This window comes from Microcoleus sp. PH2017_09_SFU_O_A (assembly GCF_020738625.1).
Taxonomy (GTDB): domain Bacteria; phylum Cyanobacteriota; class Cyanobacteriia; order Cyanobacteriales; family Microcoleaceae; genus Microcoleus.
The window spans coordinates 1-21312 of record NZ_JAEQCF010000061.1 but is presented as its reverse complement, the minus strand read 5'-3'; the positions used below and the strand labels follow the sequence as shown (position 1 = coordinate 21312).

At 42.5% G+C, this 21312-nt stretch carries 22 protein-coding genes and 1 pseudogene; 13 read left to right on the top strand and 10 right to left on the bottom strand.

Features of this window, described 5'->3' with window-relative positions:
• Nucleotides 1–592 precede the first annotated feature (592 nt).
• Together JGK16_RS21795 and JGK16_RS21790 are read left to right on the top strand one after the other, a co-directional pair.
• Nucleotides 593–1564 (top strand): acetamidase/formamidase family protein, encoded by a 972-nt coding sequence (locus tag JGK16_RS21795; RefSeq protein WP_293192514.1) that lies wholly within the window; start codon nucleotides 593–595, stop codon nucleotides 1562–1564.
• Between the two features lie 161 nt (nucleotides 1565–1725).
• On the top strand, nucleotides 1726–2010 hold the full coding sequence (locus JGK16_RS21790; protein ID WP_293184022.1) for a hypothetical protein: 285 nt from the start codon (nucleotides 1726–1728) through the stop codon (nucleotides 2008–2010).
• A 160-nt stretch (nucleotides 2011–2170) separates the two neighbouring features.
• Here the strand turns inward: JGK16_RS21790 and galT are convergent, their stop codons facing one another.
• Nucleotides 2171–3193, bottom strand: a complete 1023-nt coding sequence (gene galT / locus JGK16_RS21785; RefSeq protein WP_293192512.1) for a galactose-1-phosphate uridylyltransferase — start codon at nucleotides 3191–3193, stop codon at nucleotides 2171–2173.
• A gap of 103 nt (nucleotides 3194–3296) precedes the next feature.
• Here galT and JGK16_RS21780 point away from each other — a divergent pair, with 103 nt between their 5' ends.
• Both JGK16_RS21780 and JGK16_RS21775 read left to right on the top strand, forming a co-directional pair.
• On the top strand, nucleotides 3297–3611 hold the full coding sequence (locus JGK16_RS21780; protein ID WP_293184017.1) for a colicin D domain-containing protein: 315 nt from the start codon (nucleotides 3297–3299) through the stop codon (nucleotides 3609–3611).
• Nucleotides 3612–3613: 2 nt separating this feature from the next.
• Entirely contained in the window at nucleotides 3614–3901 is a 288-nt protein-coding gene (locus JGK16_RS21775) for a colicin immunity domain-containing protein (protein ID WP_293184014.1), read from the top strand.
• Nucleotides 3902–3930: 29 nt separating this feature from the next.
• Here JGK16_RS21775 and JGK16_RS32790 read toward each other — a convergent pair whose 3' ends face one another.
• Entirely contained in the window at nucleotides 3931–4089 is a 159-nt protein-coding gene (locus JGK16_RS32790; protein WP_366053901.1) for a WD40 repeat domain-containing protein, read from the bottom strand.
• A gap of 144 nt (nucleotides 4090–4233) precedes the next feature.
• Here JGK16_RS32790 and JGK16_RS21770 point away from each other — a divergent pair, with 144 nt between their 5' ends.
• On the top strand, nucleotides 4234–4770 hold the full coding sequence (locus JGK16_RS21770; protein ID WP_293184012.1) for a hypothetical protein: 537 nt from the start codon (nucleotides 4234–4236) through the stop codon (nucleotides 4768–4770).
• Between the two features lie 455 nt (nucleotides 4771–5225).
• Nucleotides 5226–6665: a type IV secretory system conjugative DNA transfer family protein gene (locus tag JGK16_RS21765; RefSeq protein ID WP_293184009.1), complete on the top strand. Its 1440-nt coding sequence runs from the start codon at nucleotides 5226–5228 to the stop codon at nucleotides 6663–6665.
• Nucleotides 6666–6789: 124 nt separating this feature from the next.
• Here JGK16_RS21765 and JGK16_RS21760 read toward each other — a convergent pair whose 3' ends face one another.
• From JGK16_RS21760 to JGK16_RS21745, 4 genes are all read right to left on the bottom strand, one after another.
• On the bottom strand, nucleotides 6790–8961 hold the full coding sequence (locus JGK16_RS21760) for a tetratricopeptide repeat protein (protein ID WP_293184006.1): 2172 nt from the start codon (nucleotides 8959–8961) through the stop codon (nucleotides 6790–6792).
• Between the two features lie 21 nt (nucleotides 8962–8982).
• Nucleotides 8983–9180, bottom strand: a complete 198-nt coding sequence (locus tag JGK16_RS21755; RefSeq protein ID WP_293184004.1) for a type II toxin-antitoxin system prevent-host-death family antitoxin — start codon at nucleotides 9178–9180, stop codon at nucleotides 8983–8985.
• A 254-nt stretch (nucleotides 9181–9434) separates the two neighbouring features.
• Nucleotides 9435–10115 carry a VWA domain-containing protein gene (locus JGK16_RS21750; protein ID WP_293184001.1) on the bottom strand — a complete coding sequence of 227 codons (681 nt, stop codon included), beginning with the start codon at nucleotides 10113–10115 and terminating at the stop codon, nucleotides 9435–9437.
• A gap of 121 nt (nucleotides 10116–10236) precedes the next feature.
• Nucleotides 10237–10896 carry a restriction endonuclease subunit R gene (locus tag JGK16_RS21745; protein ID WP_293183998.1) on the bottom strand — a complete coding sequence of 220 codons (660 nt, stop codon included), beginning with the start codon at nucleotides 10894–10896 and terminating at the stop codon, nucleotides 10237–10239.
• A gap of 159 nt (nucleotides 10897–11055) precedes the next feature.
• Between JGK16_RS21745 and JGK16_RS21740 the strand changes: the two genes are divergently transcribed.
• Nucleotides 11056–11406: a DUF433 domain-containing protein gene (locus JGK16_RS21740; RefSeq protein ID WP_293183995.1), complete on the top strand. Its 351-nt coding sequence runs from the start codon at nucleotides 11056–11058 to the stop codon at nucleotides 11404–11406.
• Nucleotides 11407–11561: 155 nt separating this feature from the next.
• A complete protein-coding gene (gene acs, locus JGK16_RS21735) occupies nucleotides 11562–13532 on the top strand; it encodes an acetate--CoA ligase (RefSeq protein WP_293183992.1) in 1971 nt (656 codons plus the stop codon).
• A gap of 95 nt (nucleotides 13533–13627) precedes the next feature.
• On the opposite strand, the gene JGK16_RS21730 is transcribed toward acs, so the two are convergent.
• Together JGK16_RS21730 and JGK16_RS21725 are read right to left on the bottom strand one after the other, a co-directional pair.
• Nucleotides 13628–13915: a hypothetical protein gene (locus tag JGK16_RS21730; RefSeq protein ID WP_293192510.1), complete on the bottom strand. Its 288-nt coding sequence runs from the start codon at nucleotides 13913–13915 to the stop codon at nucleotides 13628–13630.
• On the bottom strand, nucleotides 13915–14106 hold the full coding sequence (locus tag JGK16_RS21725; protein WP_293197994.1) for a hypothetical protein: 192 nt from the start codon (nucleotides 14104–14106) through the stop codon (nucleotides 13915–13917). The genes JGK16_RS21730 and JGK16_RS21725 overlap by 1 nt, the downstream gene beginning before the upstream one ends.
• 124 nt (nucleotides 14107–14230) lie before the next feature.
• On the opposite strand from JGK16_RS21725, the gene JGK16_RS21720 reads away from it, so the two are divergent.
• From JGK16_RS21720 to JGK16_RS21710, 3 genes are all read left to right on the top strand, one after another.
• Entirely contained in the window at nucleotides 14231–14389 is a 159-nt protein-coding gene (locus JGK16_RS21720; RefSeq protein WP_293183987.1) for a hypothetical protein, read from the top strand.
• A 5-nt stretch (nucleotides 14390–14394) separates the two neighbouring features.
• Entirely contained in the window at nucleotides 14395–14580 is a 186-nt protein-coding gene (locus JGK16_RS21715) for a hypothetical protein (RefSeq protein WP_293183985.1), read from the top strand.
• A 276-nt stretch (nucleotides 14581–14856) separates the two neighbouring features.
• Complete coding sequence (locus JGK16_RS21710; RefSeq protein ID WP_293183982.1) at nucleotides 14857–15753, top strand: thermonuclease family protein; 897 nt, start codon at nucleotides 14857–14859, stop codon at nucleotides 15751–15753.
• Between the two features lie 98 nt (nucleotides 15754–15851).
• Here JGK16_RS21710 and JGK16_RS21705 read toward each other — a convergent pair whose 3' ends face one another.
• Nucleotides 15852–16178: a hypothetical protein gene (locus tag JGK16_RS21705; RefSeq protein WP_293192506.1), complete on the bottom strand. Its 327-nt coding sequence runs from the start codon at nucleotides 16176–16178 to the stop codon at nucleotides 15852–15854.
• A gap of 435 nt (nucleotides 16179–16613) precedes the next feature.
• Nucleotides 16614–18563, bottom strand: a complete 1950-nt coding sequence (locus JGK16_RS21700; protein WP_293192504.1) for an iron uptake porin — start codon at nucleotides 18561–18563, stop codon at nucleotides 16614–16616.
• Between the two features lie 711 nt (nucleotides 18564–19274).
• Between JGK16_RS21700 and JGK16_RS21695 the strand changes: the two genes are divergently transcribed.
• Together JGK16_RS21695 and JGK16_RS21690 are read left to right on the top strand one after the other, a co-directional pair.
• Nucleotides 19275–20042: a class II glutamine amidotransferase gene (locus JGK16_RS21695; RefSeq protein WP_293183975.1), complete on the top strand. Its 768-nt coding sequence runs from the start codon at nucleotides 19275–19277 to the stop codon at nucleotides 20040–20042.
• A 525-nt stretch (nucleotides 20043–20567) separates the two neighbouring features.
• Nucleotides 20568–21158, top strand: a pseudogene (locus JGK16_RS21690) (transposase); the annotation flags it as partial.
• Between the last annotated feature and the right edge of the window lie 154 nt (nucleotides 21159–21312).

Below are 21312 nucleotides of genomic sequence, written 5' to 3'. Positions count from 1 at the left end.
TTTTAGACTACGAAAGTTATCAAAAAGTTAAGAAATTCTGAGAATATCTCAGATATCACAAACCGGGTGGATCTGACTTTTGAGGAGGGCGAAGCATGACCGCAGATAAGTTATTAGTTATAATCTCATATTGAATGCGGTCATGCTTCGCCCCTACACATATATTTGCCAAACATGAGATGCACCCCACAAACCTCAACTATTAATCTCAAATATAGCGGTTCTCCCAAAGATGAGGTATTCACCAATTCATTAACAATTACAAAATCCCCCAATCCCCCAATCCCCCAATCCCCCCAATCTAAAATCGAACAATCCCCCAATCCAAAATCTAAAATCTAAAATCTAAAATCGAACAATCCCTCAATCCAAAATCTAAAATCTAAAATCTAAAATCGAACAATCCCTCAATCCAAAATCTAAAATCTAAAATCTAAAATCGAACAATCCCCCAATCTCCCAATTCTCCAATCCAAAATCTAAAATCGAACAATCCTCCAATTCTCCAATCCAAAATCCAAAATCTAAAATCTAAAATCGAACAATCCCCCAATCCAAAATCTAAAATCTAAAATCTAAAATCTAAAATCGAATGACTCACCACTTTCTCAAAGCTAACTGCAAAACCGTACACTTAGGCGGTTTCTCTCCCAAGCTAGAACCTGCTTTAACTGTCGATTCGGGCGATCGCATCGATATCGAAACCTATTCAGGATATTATGTTGCTGACAAGGCCCCGCCGGAATTTTTGACGCCGGAATTTTTAGATATCTGTCAGAATTTACCTGACAACCGCAAAGTCGGCCCGGGCCCGCACTTGCTAACAGGCCCGATTTATGTTAATGGGGCTGAACCCGGAGACGTTTTAGAAATTCACATCGAGGAAGTTTACCCAAGTTTACCAGTAGGATTCAATGCAATTCGCGCTGGTTGGGGAGTTTTACCTGAATATTTTCCTGACCCTAAATTGCGGTTTATTCCCCTAGATTTAGAACAAAAGATTGCGGAATTTCCGGCAAATAGCGGCGTTAAGATTCCCCTGCATCCATTCTTCGGAATTATCGGTGTTGCAGATTTTGAAATCAACCGTTCTTCTATTCCTCCACAACGCTACGGCGGCAATATGGACAATCAGGAATTGCAAGCAGGAACGCGGTTATTTTTACCTATTGCGGTGCGTGGCGGTTTGCTGTCAATCGGCGACGGACATTCGGCACAGGGAGATGGCGAAGTTAATGGTACGGCGATTGAAACTTCGATGAATGGGACTATTCAAATCATCTTGCGTAAGGATTTATTTTATATATTTCCGTTTGCGGAAACTCCTACTCATATTGTAGTTATGGGTTTTGGTCAAACATTAGATGATGCGTTTGATATGGCGTTAGAACAGACTGTTAATTGGCTACAAAAATATGCAAATTTCCAAGAAGAAGATGCCTATGTTTTCTGTTCCCTCGCCGTCAATTTTCGGATTACTCAGGCTGTCAATAATCCCCGCAAAGGAGTTCACGGAATGATACCTAAGTCGATTTTGCCCAATGTGCAAATTATCGATCGCTAGCCGTGATGTGGTATGATAACAGCCGATCGCCAAAACAACCTCGATCGCGATCGCACAAATTACCCAAATTTATCACTGCGGTTCGTCGATCGCGATCGCACCAGCGTTCAAAATTTAGCTTAAGATTGGGATAAGTTGCAAATTCTATCTAAATGGGTTCCATGAAAAACCAGACTGACGATTCTGCAAAACAAGATTTAGTCGATCGGGCTTTTGGAAGTCCAGCCATCCCAGATCCGACAGCGTGGGTGGATGAACATTATTTTCTGGCTAATTTTGCCAATACTCTCGCCCACCTCCAAGAAAATTTATCTGATGAGAGTTGCGAAATCGCCGAGAGTGCTGAGTCTGGCGAGGCGAGATTGTCGCTCGATGCTAAAATTAGAGATATATTGAAAGCTAATTTTAGCGATGACTGTTGGCAGTATGTCGAAAGTTTGTTGTGAGTTCGGTAATATTAATAAATATTTGTAGGTTGATAAATTTTGAGTGTCAATTAAGCTGTTGCAGATTTAAATTGTCTATTTCAACCGATGATTGAAAATCATTAAATTGTCTCCCGTCTTCGCTTCGGACATTCCTTGATAAATTGTAACTTTTTATACTTTAGGTTGGTCGAAAATTAGGGTTGATAGGAATTGCGATCGATCGCAAAAACTCAGCACTTTCTTCGGGTAAAGCAGTATTGATAAACATTCCGCTACCAAGCTCAAACCCAGCCTGCTTGGTCACTCTGGGAATAATGGCGATATACCAGTGGAAGTATTTTGTTGCCTGTTCCGCCGTCGGCACGGAACGAATACTATAGTTGTAATCGGGATTGTTCAATCCGTAATAAAGCTGAGCGAGTACAGTTTTCAAAGTATCAGCCAGATCCGTAATTTCCGCATCAGTAATATCATCAAAGGAAGACGAATGTCGGCGCGGAAAAATCCAGATATGAAACGGTGAAAGTGCAGCGTAAGGAATAAAAGCCACGAAATATTTGCTCTCAAAAATTACTCTTTCACCTGCCGCCAATTCATCTTCCAAAGTCCTGCAAAACAGACATTCTCCCGTATCATCAAAATAGCGAACTGCTGCATCAATGCGGCTGCGAAATTGGCTGGGGACAACGGGCGTCGCTGCTATCTGCGAGTGAGGGTGTTCGAGAGAAGTTCCGGCACTTTCCCCGTGATTTTTGAAGATCACAATTGTTTCAACGTGGGGATATTTTCTAATTTCTAAATAGCGGTGACGGTATACTAAAAGTATGTCCGTTACTTCTTCAACGGTCAACAAAGCAGTCGTCAAATCGTGTCGCGGGTGTTCGACAATTACTTCGTGAAAGCCGATTCCCGACATCATGCGGTGAATTCCCGATGATATCCTGATCCGTTCTGCTGTCGGCGACAGGGCGGGATATTTGTTGCCAATTGCGCGGACTTTCCAGCCGGTGCGATCGCCCAAACGGCAAGTTTCTAAGGTGCCATCTTCTTCGTTACCCACGCAAAACGGGCAGTCTGGGCGGTGTGAGGGTAGGAATGCGGGTATTTTTTTTGTGTTGGCGAATTGGTCAGGTCTTTTTGCGCGATCGGTGGCGATGATTACCCAATCTCTGGTAATTAGATTTTGTCTAAGTTCAGACATTTTCTTACCTTTAGTTTTAGGGTTGAGTCGTTTTTTATGGTAAGATAAGAGTTTGCCTGATGTCACTGCTAATTGTAATTTTTTAACAAATCTTGACTTGAATATGTCTGTAAATCTGCTTGTATCAGAGCGTCAAATTCAAAAGAAATTCAAACACGCTGCCGATTTTGGTGTTTCAGGCAATTACAATTTGCAGACAGCAGCAGCATTTGCAGCAGCTATTCAAACTCATGTCCAGAAACAGGGAGTGCAGGAGATTGAGGGTACTTATCGCAGGCAACCTGTAAAGCACTACTTTGACCCTGCGACTAATTTAAATGTTATAGTGGACGCAGGAGACAATTTTATTAGCGGCTGGAAACTGAATTCTGCCCAAATTGCTGAATTAAGTGCGACTGGAGATATTGGAGGTGGATAAATATGGATAAGTACATCAAGTTATTAGAAGAGTTTGCAGGCAGTAAAATCAGCGCTGATGAGTTTGAACAGCGGTTTCTACAATTGTTTAAGAGTGACAATAATCTCCAGCCGGGAAGAGAATTTAAGATTTTAGACAAGTTGTTTACCGATGTTGATGCTTATTGCAGCGACCCGGATTTGATTGAAGACCCTCGATTTGATATTGGTGAGGTTCAATTGCGAGTATCGGCCCAGGAGACGCTGGATAAGTTACTGAAGTTAACAACAGTTTTAACAAGTGAGAAATAAGAATCAAAACCATCTGCTTGCATCAGTGGTTAAAATTTCTCACCAAGCCATTCCCTCCCCCTCGCTAACAACTCATCCAAACTTTCCACCGGCCAAAACCGCACCTTTCCATCCTGCGAACCAGTTATTAAAAACTTCCCGTCCCGACTAAAACAAATACTATAACTGTGTCGCCGCGAGTTCTGCATCCTTGACAAACGGAATCGTTTGTGCTACTTATTTATCAGAACTAAATGCAGAAGCAGCTAAATATAGCAAAGCTTGTCAGGAAAATTTGTCTATGCCTCTGTAGCACTCTGTACCAATTAATTTAATAGGTCTAAGGTGGTTAAATGCAATTTAATAGTAATTGGTCGTCACCATACAAGTTTATACCCGGCAAGGATAATTTAGATATTATCGACACTTGGGGGTGCAAAGGAAAATTAGGGATTTATCTAATTCGCGATGAATCGGATCGACAAAATCTCTATGCGGGACAAGCTACTCAACAAGATATTGCAACACGGCTGCGACAAGAGATCAAATCCAGTCACAACCAATCTTTGAAGGATTACTTGTTGGTTGACCAACATACTGTTACCGTGCGTTGGGCTGAATGTAGCAATCCGATTATGGCAGAAAATCTTGCTATTATTGGTTGTGAACCGTCGTTTAACCGCCGAATGTCGCCCTGGAAAGGCACTGATATACCGTCAAAAGATGAGTATTTACGTGAAGCCACAAGGCTTGGTATATTCACATCTGAAGAAAGGTCTTTGGATAATTTGACAAGATATTTAATCAACGATATCCAGACTAATCCTCATCTTTGGGAACGCAAACCAAATCCTAGTCGAGAAAGAAATACTTATCGGGAGAGATTCTAATGGAAACTTTGAAGATTTTTTGTAAGTGGTGGTTGATACTCTCCATAGTTACGACTTATGCAATAGTCTATCTGGCCATGTTTGTCTTCAGTTTTTTATCCGCAGACTTCAGTAGCAATGTGGGATTGTGGGGCGAGTTCTTTCCAACTAAAGAACGCGAAGCACGGGACGAATTACATGAGAGAAAAATGCAGAAGAATATGAATTTTATTGATAAATTTTTCCTCGCTTTTTATCGATGGGCGAAAAGCTTGTAGCTAAGGAATGAGAATTAAATAACTTACACAAGTTTGTGGGGTATCGGGCTCGCCCTTTTTGGACGGCGAGGCATCCCACAATAACAATTAAAACTGTAAGTTATTTAATTCGCGATCCTAAGTCTTCCAGTATCCTTTGATCGGCACAAATTCACTGCTATTCAACTCTAAACAACCAATTGATATCGTCAAACTTCTATGATTAAAGTTCTTGGCCCAAAAGACAAGTCTCCCCGTCCAGATAAATATCGAGATTACATGGATTATCGGGGGGTTGCTGAAGAGGAGGAAGTGAAACAATTATCTCAGGGTGCGGTCAGTTTAGGGCGTTATTTGCACCCTAACAATCGCCAAGGACAGGAATTGTTTTTATCTGCTGATATACTGAAACGCCACTGTGCTGTTATTGGGAAAACTGGGGCTGGAAAAACAGAGGGTGTGATTGTACCTTGGGCGATCGGGTTAATGAAAAATGGGCACAGCGTGGTGACAGTAGATGTTGTTGGCAACCTCACCAATCGTCTCAGTAATGAAGCGAAAAGATTGGGCTGCCGGGTTTGGTATTGGGATCATGGCGATCCCACTTCTTCTGATTCTTGGAATTGGTTAGATGCGATTCAATTATCAGATGATAGGAGCATAGAATCTGCTATTACTAGCATACTACGATCTCCTCCTAATCCTGGCGATCCAAACAGGTTTTTCTACGATCGCGATGTGATGTGGTTGCGGGCTTTGATTCCGATTGTCAAAATAGTCTATTCATATAACGCAAAACCGAGTCATCTGCTTCGCTTGATTGCCTTTCAAGATGAACTCCGCAATGTATTTCGCCAATATCCTCAAGTTCATAAATATCAGATCAAGCTAGCTGCATTTTTTACATTTAGTGTTGAAGAACACTCAAAAGCTGTTCAAGGTTTATTAAATGCTTTAAATGTCTTTGATGATTCTGCTGTAATGCAAGTAACGGAACGCAGTGATTTTGCACTGTCTGATATTGACAGTCGCCCGACATTGCTAGTCATCCGTCATTACATGGGCAATCCAAAATCGTCACAACTCACTAGCTTAATGCTCGATCAACTTTTTGGTCATGTGTACAATCGTAATGCCGGAAAAGCATCTAAGAAAATTCCCCTAAATTTTATCATAGACGAAGCTCCCCAACTTAAAGAGCACATTAAGTACGAAGAAGTGCTCGCAGTCGCTCGTAATGCTAATGTTGGTATCTGTTTGGCGGCCCAAGATGTGACTCAATTTGGAGATGAACGCAAGACAGCAGAAATTTTGAGTAACTGCAATACTTTAATTACGACTAAAGGGGTTTCTCCACAGGTTGCAGAGTATCTGTCCAAGCAGATGGGAAAGCGACGTGAACAGCAAGTCAGAATTAATCAGCAACGGACTTTGGCTGATGATTTTCGAGATATAGATAGCGGTAAGTCTTTTTTTGGGGTTGTATTAGACAGTATGTTTTCTTCCGGTACGGGAGTTGATACGGTGGAAGTTCCTGTGTTGGGCGATCGAGAAATTATGCACCCTCCTGTGGGGCATTATCCGGCAGTTGTGTTAGCTTCACCTGTTACCAGTAAACCTTTTATGGTTGAGTTGGACACGGCTTTGAGAAAGATATAGCTTTATAAAATCACTGGAATGATTGTATTATAGAGGGCATTAAAACAGCATTGCTTTCTCCCAACCTATTAAAATTATAGCATGATAATCGTGGTCGCCATTGTCATTATCAATAGTTTAGCTATTACTGAAGTTTTCTAATGCTATATACTGATTTTTGATACCACTCTGTATTCCCCTCTTTCTGATAGATTTCTGCGGCTTGATTGTAATCTTCAATGGCTCCGTTTTTATCTCCTAAATCAGATCTAGCAAGACCCCGGTTGTAGTAGGCATTAGCAAATTTAGGATTAAGTTTAATCGCTTGATTGTAATCCTCAATAGCTCCCTTTTTATCTCCTAAATCAGATCTAGCAATACCTCGATTTCCGTAGGCTTGAGCTAATTTAGAATTAAGTTTAATCGCTTGATCATAATCCTCAATGGCTCCTTTTTTATCTCCTAAATCAGATCTAGCAATACCCCGATTATTGTAAGCATTAGCCAATTTAGGATTAAGTTTAATCGCTTGATTGTAATCCTCAATAGCTCCCTTTTTATCTCCTGATTCATAGCTAGCCCAACCCCGATTATCGTAAGCAATAGCCAATTTAGGATTAAGTTTAATCGCTTGATTGTAATCCTCAATAGCTCCCTTCTTATCTCCTGATTTATAGCTAGCCCAACCCCGATTATTGTAAGCAATAGCCAATTTAGGATTAAGTTTAATCGCTTGATTGAAATCCTCAATGGCTCCATTTTTATCTCCCGAATTGTAGCGGACATGACCCCGATTGCTGTAAGCATCAGCTAATTTAGGATTAAGTTTAATGGCTTGATTACAATCCTCAATTGCTCCATTTTTATCTCCTAAATCATAACGAACAAGACACCGATTACTGTAACCATCCGCACTGTTTGAATCAAGCTTAATGGCTTTAATATGATCCGTAATGTGTTTTTGTCTATCCTTTAATTCTGGATCTTGGTGAGGATAAAATAGAAAAAAACTGACAGAAAGAACCGCAGATATTCCACCTAAAGTCAATGCTTTATCAAAGAATTTTCTAGTTGCCAGAGGAGGGGTCTTGTATGTAGGTGTAGGTGTAGGTGTAGCAGCCAGAGTCGGCGAAGGCGGAGGATTGTATATAGGTGTAGGTGTAGGCCGAACAGGAGTCGCGTATGTAGTAGGTGCCGGCGAACTGACAGGTTTAGGTTTGCTAGCAGACCACAAAGGGATTTGGACAGGAATATTAGATTGTATCCCAGCCCTTGGCGGAAACGCATCGAGTCCTAATCGTTTTTTCCTCTCACACCAAGGACAATCCCTCAAATGTCCCCCATACCGATGCTCAGAATTCACCCTACAACTCACTAAATCTTTTTCTGCTGCTTCTTCTAATGCCTTCACCCAAGTCCGCGCATCAGGCCGCGCTTGGGGGTTATTGTGCCCATCCTCAAAACAGCGTACAAACAACTGCCGCAGCGTCGGATGCAACACATCAAACCTTACTGCAATTTGTGCAGGGCGATAAGGCACTGTCTTGGTTCCGTGGGGAAAATGCCCTGCTAAAATCCGTTTCTCCGTTGGTGGTGGGTCCCCAGTTCCTTGATAAACTCCAGCAAAAGGGTGCGTCCCTTCCATCAACAACTGAAAAATTAACACCCCTAACCCAAATAAATCATGTTCCGGCGTGCGGTCATAATCTGCAAATGTCTTACGCTGAAGTTCCGGGGGTGTATACTCCGGTTTCCCCACCCGACAGCGATAAACTTTACCATGTTGGAAATCACGAACCTGAAAGGAATCCGTATCTACCAGCGTTACTATCGCTGTGTCATAAACCAAGATATTCGACTCATTCACATCGCCAATGACATACTGTTTCGCGTGTAAAGCACTCATCGCGGCTGCAAAGTTTCGCGCCGTCTGGTGCAAGTATTTATAATTGAAACCGAGATTTTTCTCACTGCGAGTTTTAGGGCTGTAGTAATCGTGGATGGGTCGCACTTGCTGCATCGGCACTCGCGGCATAAGGAAGCCCATGATTTGCTCACTACCATCGATAGAAAGTAGTAAATCAACCGGCCAAGCAATCGAGACACACCCGTGATCTTTTTTTACTGAGTCATCAGGGGGGTTAGCGAGCATTAGTTGGAGTTTGTCACTATCAATATCTTTTAGCTTTTCGGCGTGATAAATTTTCATCACCAGTGACGGATCTCGACGGTATGGGTGAATTGCCCCTTCACCACCACGAGCTATCTCAGGCCCCAGATCAATCAGTTCTCCATTAGACTGACGCTTGACTTGCATACTAATCCCCACCACAACCCTCTACAATCCTAACATTTTTTTTACTTCTGCTAACGGCACAGAAGGTCGATCTGCATCTTCCTGTTTGGCCGCCCTCAAATCCATCAAATCTTCCATATCAGCAATGAATGCTTGCAGTGTTGCAAATTCTTCGTAAGGTATCACTGCAAATTCTTTTTTACCGTTTTTGGTAATAAACTGAGGATGTAACGGAATCATCGATATTTCCTCCGGTTTTGGACGCACCCCGACCAAAGAAACCGGGTTTTTACTGAGTCTACGATGTTCTAACAAAGTTTTTTCGTAAAAAACCTGGTTTCTGGAATCCCATGCTTAAGTCCAGTTTTCGATGTTTGACGCGGTGAATTACCGAAACATCTTCCTTAATTTAAAATAAAGTTCGGCTTTGTACATCCGCTGAAAAAGATTTTAAATATGGGATGCTTTTGACTTAAACGCAACTTGACAAGTCGTCAAACAGAACCCCATCCTTTAGGCGGTTCTAGGGGAACTTGTTCATCTAATTTAGAATGAGATACTCTGCTCATACTAACGGATAGCCATTGGAACATCTCCGCAAAATTTAACCCTTGTAACTTCACAGGTGTGCGCTCGATTAGAATTTGACTGAGGCGGGGCATATCAACCCCTTCCACACCCACACCAAAGAAAGCAACTCTTTTATTTATTTCCTCGTCCCGAATCCGTTGGGCTGCCCGATCGACAACTTCATTATCACTGGGTGAACCATCTGTAATCATAAATACCCAAGGGCGGTAATAAAAGATTCCATTTGCCTTATACGACGCTTTTCGCGCTTGAAGAATGTCTAAAGCTTTATTAATTCCCTCTCCCATGTAGGTGGCTCCTCCTACTTTTAGGGTTGGTGGCTCAAAGTTATCGGCAGTTACAAAATCCTGAACCACCTTTACCTCACTCTCAAAGGTAACAATCGCTACTTCAACGCGCTTCTTGGTTAAGTCATCTTTATTCAGCTCGTCTCTGAAGATGCGTAATCCATCATTTAAGGCTTTAATGGGTGCGCCGCTCATAGAGCCGGAAACGTCTAGCAACAGGATACAGGGACAGCGCGGCTCTGGATTGTCTGCCAATCCTACGGCGTCGTCCTCAAGAAGTCTTCGGGATTCAGACATGGTTTTAGGATAAGGGTAAATATCATATTACAGAATATTATATATCAAGCTACACTTCCCAGGTGTCAGTAAACAAGACTTCAGTTGCCAAAATCTGTCAAAACGGTTCTGTCCCAAACCATCATGCCAACTGCAACTGCACATTCTGCAACTTGCAAATCGCTTTCAAGACTTGCGCCAACAAGAGCGATCGCTCTGTATCAATCAAATTCAATTCTGGTAAAATTTGATAAGTGCAAGGATTCCCCCGCGTCACCCGCACAAACCGATAACTTTCCCCATTCGTTGTCAATCCCCAAACAGACGATTGCTGTTGCAAACTTTTATAAGTATAAGTCAGCAATTGTGGCAAACCGGCTAAAGGGGCGATCGCACTATTTTTCGCCTCCACCACCAAAATCCAAAACTGTGCCGCCCCTATCTCCGCATCCGGCTGATTTACGGCTAAAATATCCAACCGCCCCTTAATTAAAGTATCCCCATCCTCAACCTCGATCGGTATGCTATCTTCCATTGTCAGCACGATCGGAATATCAAAAAATCCTGCTAATCTCATCAAAGGTGAAAGCACTAAAAATTTCACCATTTTTGCAGAAATTTTCCTTGCTTCTAGATGACGCCAAAAGACATTTCTGATTTGCAATAATTCCTGCTGTTCAAAATCTGTCAGAGGTTCCAGAGAGAAAAAATCAGTAAAAGAGCCTTCTGTTTGTCTTTCCAGCTTGAGAAGGCGACGAACGTCATTTAACGAAAGTTGGCTTGCTTCTAAATTTTGGGTCATGGTTTTTGTGCGATCGACTCTTCCATTCAACTATATTATAAGGGCATTCCCAGAGGAGTGAAGCCTGTTTTATTTATTTTTATTAACGTCAAAAAACAACTAAAACATTTTCTGTTCAACTGATATAATATTATCAACCGTTATCCTAGCCACCAAGTTATGCAACTAGAAGACTACTTCAACTTCCTAAGACCAGATGATATTCGGCTCAAAGGTTCTCGAATCGGCATCGAAACTATTCTTTACGAATACCTGTTTCGCGCTCGAACTCCCGAAGAAATTGCTAATATTTATACATCCCTCACCCTCGAACAAGTTTATGCGACAATTTTGTACTACCTGCACAACAAAGAAGCAGTCGGTAAGTACATAACCGAATGGTTGGAATGGGGCGAGAGAATGCAAGAAGAACAACGTTGCAACCCTTCTCCAGTGACAGAAAAACTCCGCAAATTTAAAGCAGAAAGAGATGCAAGGAGAAAGGCTGATGCCAATTCAGTATCTGTTTGATGAAAATTTGGTAATTGGTAATTGGTAATTGGTAATTGGTAATAAGCGCCAACATTTACACAAGTATTCAAAGTCTTAAGGAAAATAAACATACTTTTGCCCCAACTTATGCAAACAATAGTTACAAAGACTAACCGAAATTAAAACTAACAGCGATGTCACAAGATACCATCGAATCAATACTCCAAGAAAAACGCCTATTTCAGCCACCTGCTGAATTCTCCCAAAAAGCTCACATCAAAAGCCTAGAAGAATACCGCGCCCTCTACGAAAAAGCGAAAGCCGACCCCCAAGCATTCTGGGCCGAACTCGCTACCCAAGAATTAGACTGGTTTCAAAACTGGGATACCGTGCTCGACTGGCAGCCACCCTTTGCTAAATGGTTTGTCAATGGCAAAATTAACATTTCTTACAATTGTCTCGATCGCCATTTAACCACCTGGCGCAAAAACAAAGCCGCCCTGATTTGGGAAGGCGAACCGGGCGACTCCCGCACCCTGACTTACGCCCAACTCCACCGCGAAGTCTGTCAAATGGCTAACGTCATCAAAGAATTGGGAGTCCAAAAGGGCGATCGCGTCGGCATTTATATGCCCATGATTCCCGAAGCTGCGATCGCCATGTTAGCCTGTGCCAGAATCGGTGCAGTACACAGCGTAGTTTTTGGCGGATTTAGTGCAGAAGCTTTGCGCGATCGCCTCAACGACGGCCAAGCAAAACTCGTCATCACCGCAGACGGAGGCTTCCGCAAAGACGCAGCAGTCGGCCTCAAAGTACAAGTAGACAAAGCCCTCGCCAACAACGCTGCACCCAGTGTTACCAACGTTCTCGTCGTCCAGCGTACCAAACAAGAAGTGCAAATGGAACCAGGGCGCGATCGCTGGTGGCACGAATTGCAAAAAAACGCCTCCGCAGATTGTCCCGCCGAACCGATGGATAGCGAAGATATGCTATTCATTCTCTACACTTCAGGAAGTACCGGCAAACCGAAAGGAGTCGTCCACACCACAGGCGGCTACAACCTTTACACCCACATGACAACCAAGTGGATATTCGACCTCCAAGACACCGATATCTACTGGTGCACCGCCGACGTAGGTTGGATTACAGGGCACAGTTACATAGTCTACGGCCCCCTTTCCAACGGTGCAACAACTGTCATGTACGAAGGTGCTCCGCGCGCATCGAATCCCGGTTGTTTTTGGGATGTAATCGAAAAATACGGCGTCACTGTTTTCTACACCGCACCAACAGCAATTCGCACCTTTATGAAGATGGGCGAAGAGTTGCCGAATGCCAGAGATTTATCATCTTTACGATTGTTAGGAACCGTCGGCGAACCGATCAATCCTGAAGCTTGGATGTGGTATCAGCGCGTAATTGGCAACTCGAATTGTCCGATAGTCGATACTTGGTGGCAAACAGAAACCGGGGGAATTATGATTACCGCTTTGCCCGGTGCAATCCCCACAAAACCCGGTTCTGCAACCCTTCCGTTCCCCGGAATTGTTGCCGATATCGTTGACCAAGATGGCGAACCAGTAACTAATCAAAGCGGCGGTTATTTAGTAGTCAAACATCCTTGGCCGGGAATGATGCGTACACTTTACAACGATCCCGATCGCTTCCGCCGCACTTATTGGGAATATTTGCACCCAAAAGATGGCCAATTCGTGTACTTTGCGGGGGACGGCGCGCACAAAGATAAAGACGGTTATTTCTGGGTAATGGGCCGCGTTGACGACGTGATTAATGTCGCCGGACACCGACTCGGTACGATGGAAGTTGAATCGGCTTTGGTGTCTCATCCAGCGGTGGCGGAAGCTGCGGTTGTGGGGAAACCGGATGAGATTAAGGGTGAGGAAATTGTGGCGTTTGTGACGTTGCAAAATACTCAGCAGCCTAGTGATGAATTGATTAAGGAATTGAAGCAGCACGTTGTGAAGGAAATTGGGGCGATCGCCCGTCCCGGCGAAATTCGCTTTACCGATGCTTTGCCGAAAACTCGCAGCGGAAAGATTATGCGGCGTTTGTTGCGTTCTTTGGCTGCTGGTTTGGAGGTGACAGGGGATACTTCTACTTTGGAAGATCGGACGGTGTTGGATAAGTTGCGGGCTGATTCCTAGGGGTATTTTTGCAACCGCAGATGTAGGCTGATTAACGCAGATGAACGCAGATAAGATTACATCTGCGTTCATCTGCGGTTTAATTGTTAATTCCGTTATTTACCTCGCCACAAATGAACGGCATCGCTGTTAATTTGCGACCTTACTTGCAGCCAATCTTCTAGCAAGTAGTCATCATCGACTGCTTCTGAATGCTGTTCGTCTTTGAGAATTGCTAAGACGTGAACTCCAGACGGATAGTTGACATGACGGATTTCTGGGTCATATCCTAAGTCTTGAATTTTTGCTAAAATGCGATCGACTGCACCAGCAACAGTTAAATCGACGGCCAGAATAATTTGACCGAGTTTAGCACCAGGTTTTACACACTCCAAAACAGCCATTATTCTTTCTCCTTGTAGTTGCAACGGTACACTTGAGGGCGATTTTCGACTTTTCGGGGTTGAGTTACAGATTCTAATTCAACCCGGTAGCGATCGGCTCGTTTTTGGCACTCCTGTTTCGCTTGGTTGGGGTTATCCGCTAAAATCGGCTCATCCCAACGTTCTGGTTCTTTTTCTGGATCTTGAATCATAATTAAATTGCTCCTTTGTTGGACGTTCAACTTCGGGGAAGTCGTCTTGGCATGGTGCGGTAACATTGTGCCAAGGCGCATTTCTCTGCTATGATTGTACTGCATTTTTCAGTATAATTGCAGTATGAGTAAAAACGTTAAAGTTCTAACCATCCGACTCCCTGAAGTAGAAATGCTTCGGCTAGAAGCTTATTGCGCGAACAGCGGTAGAACAAAAACCGATGTGATTCGCGAACAGATTAGGAATTTAAAAGTTGAAGATAACTCGCTTTACCCCGATTGATCGCCTTGGTTGATTTACGCGCGATCGCCCGTCCCGGCGAAATTCGATTTACCGATGCTTTGCCGAAAACTCGCAGCGGAAAGATTATGCGGCGTTTGTTGCGTTCTTTGGCCGCTGGAGAAGAGGTTTCTGGGGATACTTCGACCTTGGAAGATCGGACAGTTTTGGATAAGTTGCGGGCTGATTCTTAGGGGTATTTTGTAACCGCAGATGAACGCAGATGAACACAAATGAACGCAGATGTGTTTTGATCTGCGTTCATCTGCCTTTATCTGCGGTTGTATATAATTTTAGATCGACCGCCAGCATAATTTGACCAGTTTTTACACCGGGTTTTACATACTCTAGAACAGCCATTACTCTTTCTCCTGGTAGTTGCAACGGTACATTTATTGCATTCAGCAGCAAACTCATGTACAATTAACCCAATATGTGAATCAAATCTCAAGTTTAACAGGGTGCGAAATATGGCAACTAGAATTCCGAACCTGCAAATAACTCAAGTAGTTGATGGCGATACTGTCAAAGTTGCTCTCAACGGCAAAACCGAGTCTCTGCGGCTGATTTGCGTCGATACAGAAGAAAGTTACTCTAACACTTCAAAGCCTGTAACTGCCGCAGGGAAAGCAGCTTCGGAAATGGCTAAACAATACTTCGCTACAGCAAATGGTGGGCTTGCTAAAATTGACATTGAATTTGATACAGACGATCCGGTTGAAATTGCTCTAGAAAAACACCGTGACAACTACGGGCGCCTCTTATGTTACGTACATAAAGATGGAGAAAATTACAATCTAAAACTGATTAAAGAAGGCTGGAGTCCCTACTTTATGAAATACGGGCGATCGAGATTGTATCACCGACAAATGACCGAGGCAGAATCGGCAGCCAAAGCTTACAATCTGATGATTTGGGATCCGATTACCAATGCCAAGATTCCCTCTCGCAACTATGCTAATTTGCTGCCTTGGTGGTCGATGCGAGGCTCGATTGTTGAAGAGTTTCGATTGTCGGAAGCAAGGGACGGAGCACTTTCTGTGAGATTGCACTACCCAAAAATTTTAGCAGCTTCCGAGAAAGCTAAATCTATTACTATTTTCTGCGACTTGCAGGCAGGAATTAATAAATGGATCGGCGGCAATGCCCTGATTTATGCAGGTTCAGTTTATCATAAATTAGATTTGTGGATACCCGATGCCGAAACTTATGAAATGGCTCCTTTGAAGCGGTTGATTGAAAAGCGTTATGCAGGTCAAGGACGCGGTTACGTGTATATCAGCGGCAAGGTTGAACAGTACAAAAGCAAGCCTCAAATAATTTTGAAGAATATCAAACAGTTTTCTGACTTTCCCCCAGAAAGTTGAATTAAAAATGAAGTTAATTAAGCAAATAGAGAGCAATCCTCAGAAAGCATCGCCCTCTCTTCGGCCACGATCTTCTCTTTTTCCGATATCTGCGGTATTTATTGCTGCATTGAAGGAGTATTAAAAAATCGACATCTCAAGGGATTGCTGCGTACAGTTCGATTTTCCGGAGCCGCCGTCGCACTAGGTTGAACGGGTACGGTATTAGTCTCTGAAACCACAAAAGATTTAGAAGTGTTAATAGTTTTTGAGCGATCGCCAGTAGAAGTGTTAGCACCATTCTGCTGGTTAGTGGTTGTTATATTCTTATCTCCCGTTAAATTTACATTTGATTCAACAGCCGTTTGTGCTTGACAAGGACAGGCTGTCAGAGCCGAAATTGCTGCCAAGCCCAGAGCCAAAAAATAGCCATTTGATTTAATCATGTTTTTCTAAATCCTAACTTCAGGAACTATCGAAGATATGTTAAGATATTAATTGAATTTAAAAATAATTCCTAGAGTGTTTGTGCGGATCTTTTTTTTACAAGTAATTCAGTATTTTTATCTACAAAATAAAGATTGAATGACGATATTAGTCCCAAAAATGTGAAGTTTTAGTAAAGCTCATGTGTTTGTACTTAGAAAAAAGATTAAGACATCTTCCTCGGCGTTTTAATCCGCGTCAGAAAGCGAAAACTGATTGAGGTTCAAAACTTGTATTTGTTGCAATAATTCGGGATTCCCGCAAAAAAGTTTAAGTCCTGGCGCGAGCTGACTGATAACTAATATTAATTATTTTAAAATAACCGTTATAAGTTTATAGTGAGGACTTTAGTCGTCTGACTTTTATGAGGACTGAAGTCCCCACTACAAACAAAATCAAAAAGAGAACGAAGTTCTCAAGACACCCACCGTAATCGGATCGCTATTGCGAGTGTGATCTGGTTGAAAAATCACCATTACTCCTGGAGTAACGCTGATATTATCGCTCACCTGCCAGCGGTAGAACATCTCTACATGAGTAGTCGTTCCCGGTTGGCCGCCTTTGCCCCCTAAACCCGTATCTAAAAAATCGGGAATATTGTTGCCTGTCGGTAAATTACTGCTAACAATTTTAGGAGGTTGCCCGATATAAATCCCCCCCAAATTTCCAGTGCCAAATAAATCTGGAAAATTCACAAACACCATATAATTTGTAGTTGCCACACTCCCAGATTTACCCGGAATCCGAGAATTAGTATAACCAGCCCAACCTCCCAAGGAAATACGCGAAGAAACCCGCCAATTTACAGTTGCTCCCACAGCATTCGTTTGGAGGGATGCTGATTTGCTGGTACTGGGATTAACAGCAGTTAATTGACTGTCTCCCGCCAAACCAAGCAAATTGCCGTTAGGCGAATAGTCGTTGACATAATAAACAGTAATATCTAGTGGATCGGCGAGAGTGAGAGTTAATTGCAATCCCAGTGTATTGTGTCCGCTAGGCCCGTTAGAACTGACAAAAAAGCCGGGAACCGTAGTAGAATAAACAGCTTGCAAACTCGCTCTTTTGGCAAATTGCCAGTCAATTCCCGCGCCGCCTTGACCGAGACCGATGTTCAAAATAGGGTTTCTTTGAGCGAAGGTTGAAATCGGGCCAGAAGCGGCGCTTTCAGCTCGATTCGGTCCTCGGAAACCGCTAATCATGTTAACTCCTGCTGTCCCTCCAATTACTGCTAATTTATCGCCTACCAGAAAGCGATAGTTAAGATCGCTGAGGGTAAGGGCAGAATTTTCGCCAAAATCGTAAGCAAGGTTTACGTCTTCGGTTAATTGCGGTGATGTCTTTCCTCTCTGATTTAAAAGACCGATGAATAAGTTACTGCGGGGAGTGAATTGAGCCGTTAAATATAACTGACTTAAAGCGATAGTGTTGATATTTGTGCCGGGGTCTTTCGTATCTCTTTTGCCATCTCTAGGAGCGCGATCGGCACGGTTGGGACTGCGACCTTGTATTCCCACAATTGTCAATCCTGATAGCTTGACTGTCGGCGAAAATTGATTGGCTTCTACTTCTGTTATTCGCGCTTCTAATAAGTCGGTGCGCCCTCGCAGTACGGCGATATAGGCTGCAAATTCTTCTTGCAGTTTTTGAATTTTTACCAAGTCTTCTTGCTTGACTCTGTTTTCATTGCCTGTGCCAATTAATTCTCTAATTTTATCTAAACAAGCATTGACTCCGGCTGCAAATTCATAGCGGGTTAAAGCGCGGTTGCCACGAAAGGTACTGTCGGGATATCCAGCTATACAACCGTATCTCTCTACTAAGGATTGCAGTGCTTGAAATGCCCAATCAGTGGGTTTTACATCGCTGAGTTGAGAGACAGATGTAACTTGTTCTGTGCTTTCCTCTGAGATTGGTTCACTCTGGTTTTCAATAGTTGTTGGAGATTCAAGTAAACTGGCATCGGCTGGGAGATTTTGATTGGCTGATTGAGGATTTTCGACTAATATTTTCTGGAGTGAGTCAACTGCAATTTCGGTAGGGGCTGGTTCAGCAAGAGTTGCAGGAGTAGGGGAAGACTGGGGTAAGCTGGGTGTGGATGGTGGGATAGACCGATCGACAAATTGCTGATTTTCCGGTAAGATTGTCTCCGGTGCCTCAACTGCAATTACGGAAATTGCAGTTGGGGTGCGTTGAGCCTGGTTTTCAATCACAGCGGGAGATTCGGGTAAACTTGGTTGTGCTAATGCTGGAAGGCTAAATAGTCCTTGCAATCCCCATCCGAGGATTAAGCCTGTGAGAATTTGTCGGTTTGGGCGATCGTCTTTTTGATTGAGATTTTGCATTTTCAGTTGTTATACTTGGTGCTTGTTGATTGAAGATATGTGAAAACGAGACGACCCGATCAAAAATGACGCTATGAAATTAAAGATATTAGTAGTGAACTGCGCCGGAGAAACCTGAAAATCTCTGCCGAAGTGTAGTTAATGTAGCTAACATTAAATACCTGCTACTTGTCGCCAAAAATAACTCACAATCTCGTCATATTTGGGTGTTTTAGCATTCCTAATTAGATCGATCACATTGGCATTAATCTGATTGATTTGATGGAAAATTACGATATAGTCATCAATATGCTGTTAATGTGATAACTGATACCAGTTTAAAAAATAATGTAACAGTCGTCAAGCTCCAAACCAGATAAAATAAGTTATTTCCAACTTTTGCATCTAAAATCACCTGACTTTTTGTGGCAACTGAATCGCCAGTGTGTTGATAGTTGTTTTACTATTGCGCAGGGATAGATACCCCGCCAGCCCACATCAGCAAATATTTGCAACACAAACGGAACAATCAAGACTGCTCTCGGGGATAGGGTACTGAATTTTATTTAGCGCCTCGGATTTTTCTCTAACTAAGTATTCTTACGGTTGACAAAGCAAATTAATTATGTTTTTTTTATAACGCTAAATCACTTCATACTATAATGGTATTATCAAAAATCTGTAGCTGCCCATAGCTGCGGCATCCATCCAAACTCCAGAGATTTAAAAGCTATGTGCCAATTACTGGGAATGAACTGCAATGTTCCAACAGATATTTGCTTCTCTTTTGAAGGTTTTTCTGCAAGAGGTGGTCGAACAGACATTCATCAAGACGGTTGGGGAATTGCTTTTTTTGAAGGCTTGGGATGTCGCCTGTTTATAGACTCAAAACCTGCGGTTGCTTCTCCGCTTGCTGAAGTAGTGCGTCGCTATCCCATTCACTCAACTAACGTCATTGCTCATATTCGTAAAGCTACTCAAGGGGAAATTGCTCTAGAAAACTGTCACCCTTTTATTCGGGAACTTTGGGGGCGGTATTGGGTATTTGCCCACAATGGAAATCTGGAAAACTTTAATCCTGAAAGTGCCGGGATTTACAAACCAGTCGGCAAGACTGATAGCGAAAAAGCTTTTTGTTTAATATTAGAAAAGCTGCGAGAAAGTTTTCCTCACAATAAACCTACTGTGACGGAAATTTACGTGGTTCTCAACGAAATTACTAAAAATCTTGCCGTTCAAGGAATTTTCAACTATTTACTTTCTGATGGAGAACACTTGTTTGCACACTGTTCTACTAATCTGCATTATATTGTGCGACAAGCACCTTTTGCCAGCGCGCACTCGATCGATGAAGATGTAACTGTGGATTTCCGGGAATTGACCAAAGAGGACGATCGCGTCGCGGTGATTGCCACTTTCCCGCTCACTGATAACGAAGTCTGGACGCAAATAGAACCGGGAAAATTGCTGGTATTTCAGGATGGTTTGCCTGTTATTTGAAAGCCGAATTAAAAAAAAAATTAATGAAATTAAACCTTGTTGCATATTAGCTTTCCAAGTGTATACTTTGACTTTATATGGTTCCAAAATTATTAATTCATATTCAACTAATGCTCTTTGAGGACTCTAGGAAAATCGATTTTATTTCAGACAGCAATTCGCTGAGATAGTATAGCCTGTTGATTTTTATATGAATTCTCACACAGCACCAAAGTTACATTAAGCTGTTCGACATTCAAACTGCACTATTTGTAGCTCAGACCCCATGCTGTAAGAGGTTCAAGCAATAAATTTAAATGACTAACAGCTTAAACATCTGTAACGAGGAAGGTTATGTAGGGCTTGCTGAATAAGCCTAAAAGCCTTACCTGAAAAGACTTTGACTCGCGATCGGCGCGGATAAAGTGTAAGACTATGAGCTAAAATTAGTCAAAAGCCATGCACAGCATCACTTTCGTTCATGTACCGAAAACTTGACTAGGGCCCCAAAAGCACCGTCCAACTTTGACCTTAACGATCGCGTGACAATTATCAGAGAATAATCGTTGGGTAATCATGGCAAAAATAATTCCGTGGTCAGAATTTGAAGTAGAATATGCCAAAAATTTCACCTGCTCAACGGGAGCTCCTGCCAAATCGTTTCGTATCGCCTTAGGGGCATTAATAATCAAAGAAAGATTAGGAACTAGCGATGCCGAAACAGTAGAACAAATAAGAGAAAACCCATACCTACAATACTTCCTAGGTCTGAGTGGCTATAGTAATGAAGCACCATTTGACTCATCCATGCTCGTTTATTTTCGGCAAAGAATAGGTGTCAATCTAGTCAATAAAATCAACGAAAAAATGGTCAAAGAGCAGACCGAAGTGCCAGGAGAGCTGGTTGAAAAAAAGTCATCAGAAATAAGTGAATCCAAAAATCAAGGAAAATTAATATTAGATGCAACCTGCGCGCCAGCCGACCTTAAATATCCGACCGACTTAGGACTATTAAATCAAGCAAGAGAGAATACTGAAAAAATCATAGATGCTCTACACAATCAAATTAAGTCACCTGTAAAAAAACCGAGGACATATCGAAACAGAGCCAGGAAAGAATACCTAGCCATAGCAAAATAACGAAAACCACGACGATAATCCAATACGGTTTACTTAAGGGTTGGGAGGCTTTAAAATATTAAAAATAGGAGGATTAGTTTTTATTCCAGTACCTCTGTGCTTGACTTTTTTGGATTTAAACTTTGAAACAGGTTTTTTGACAACTCTTGGG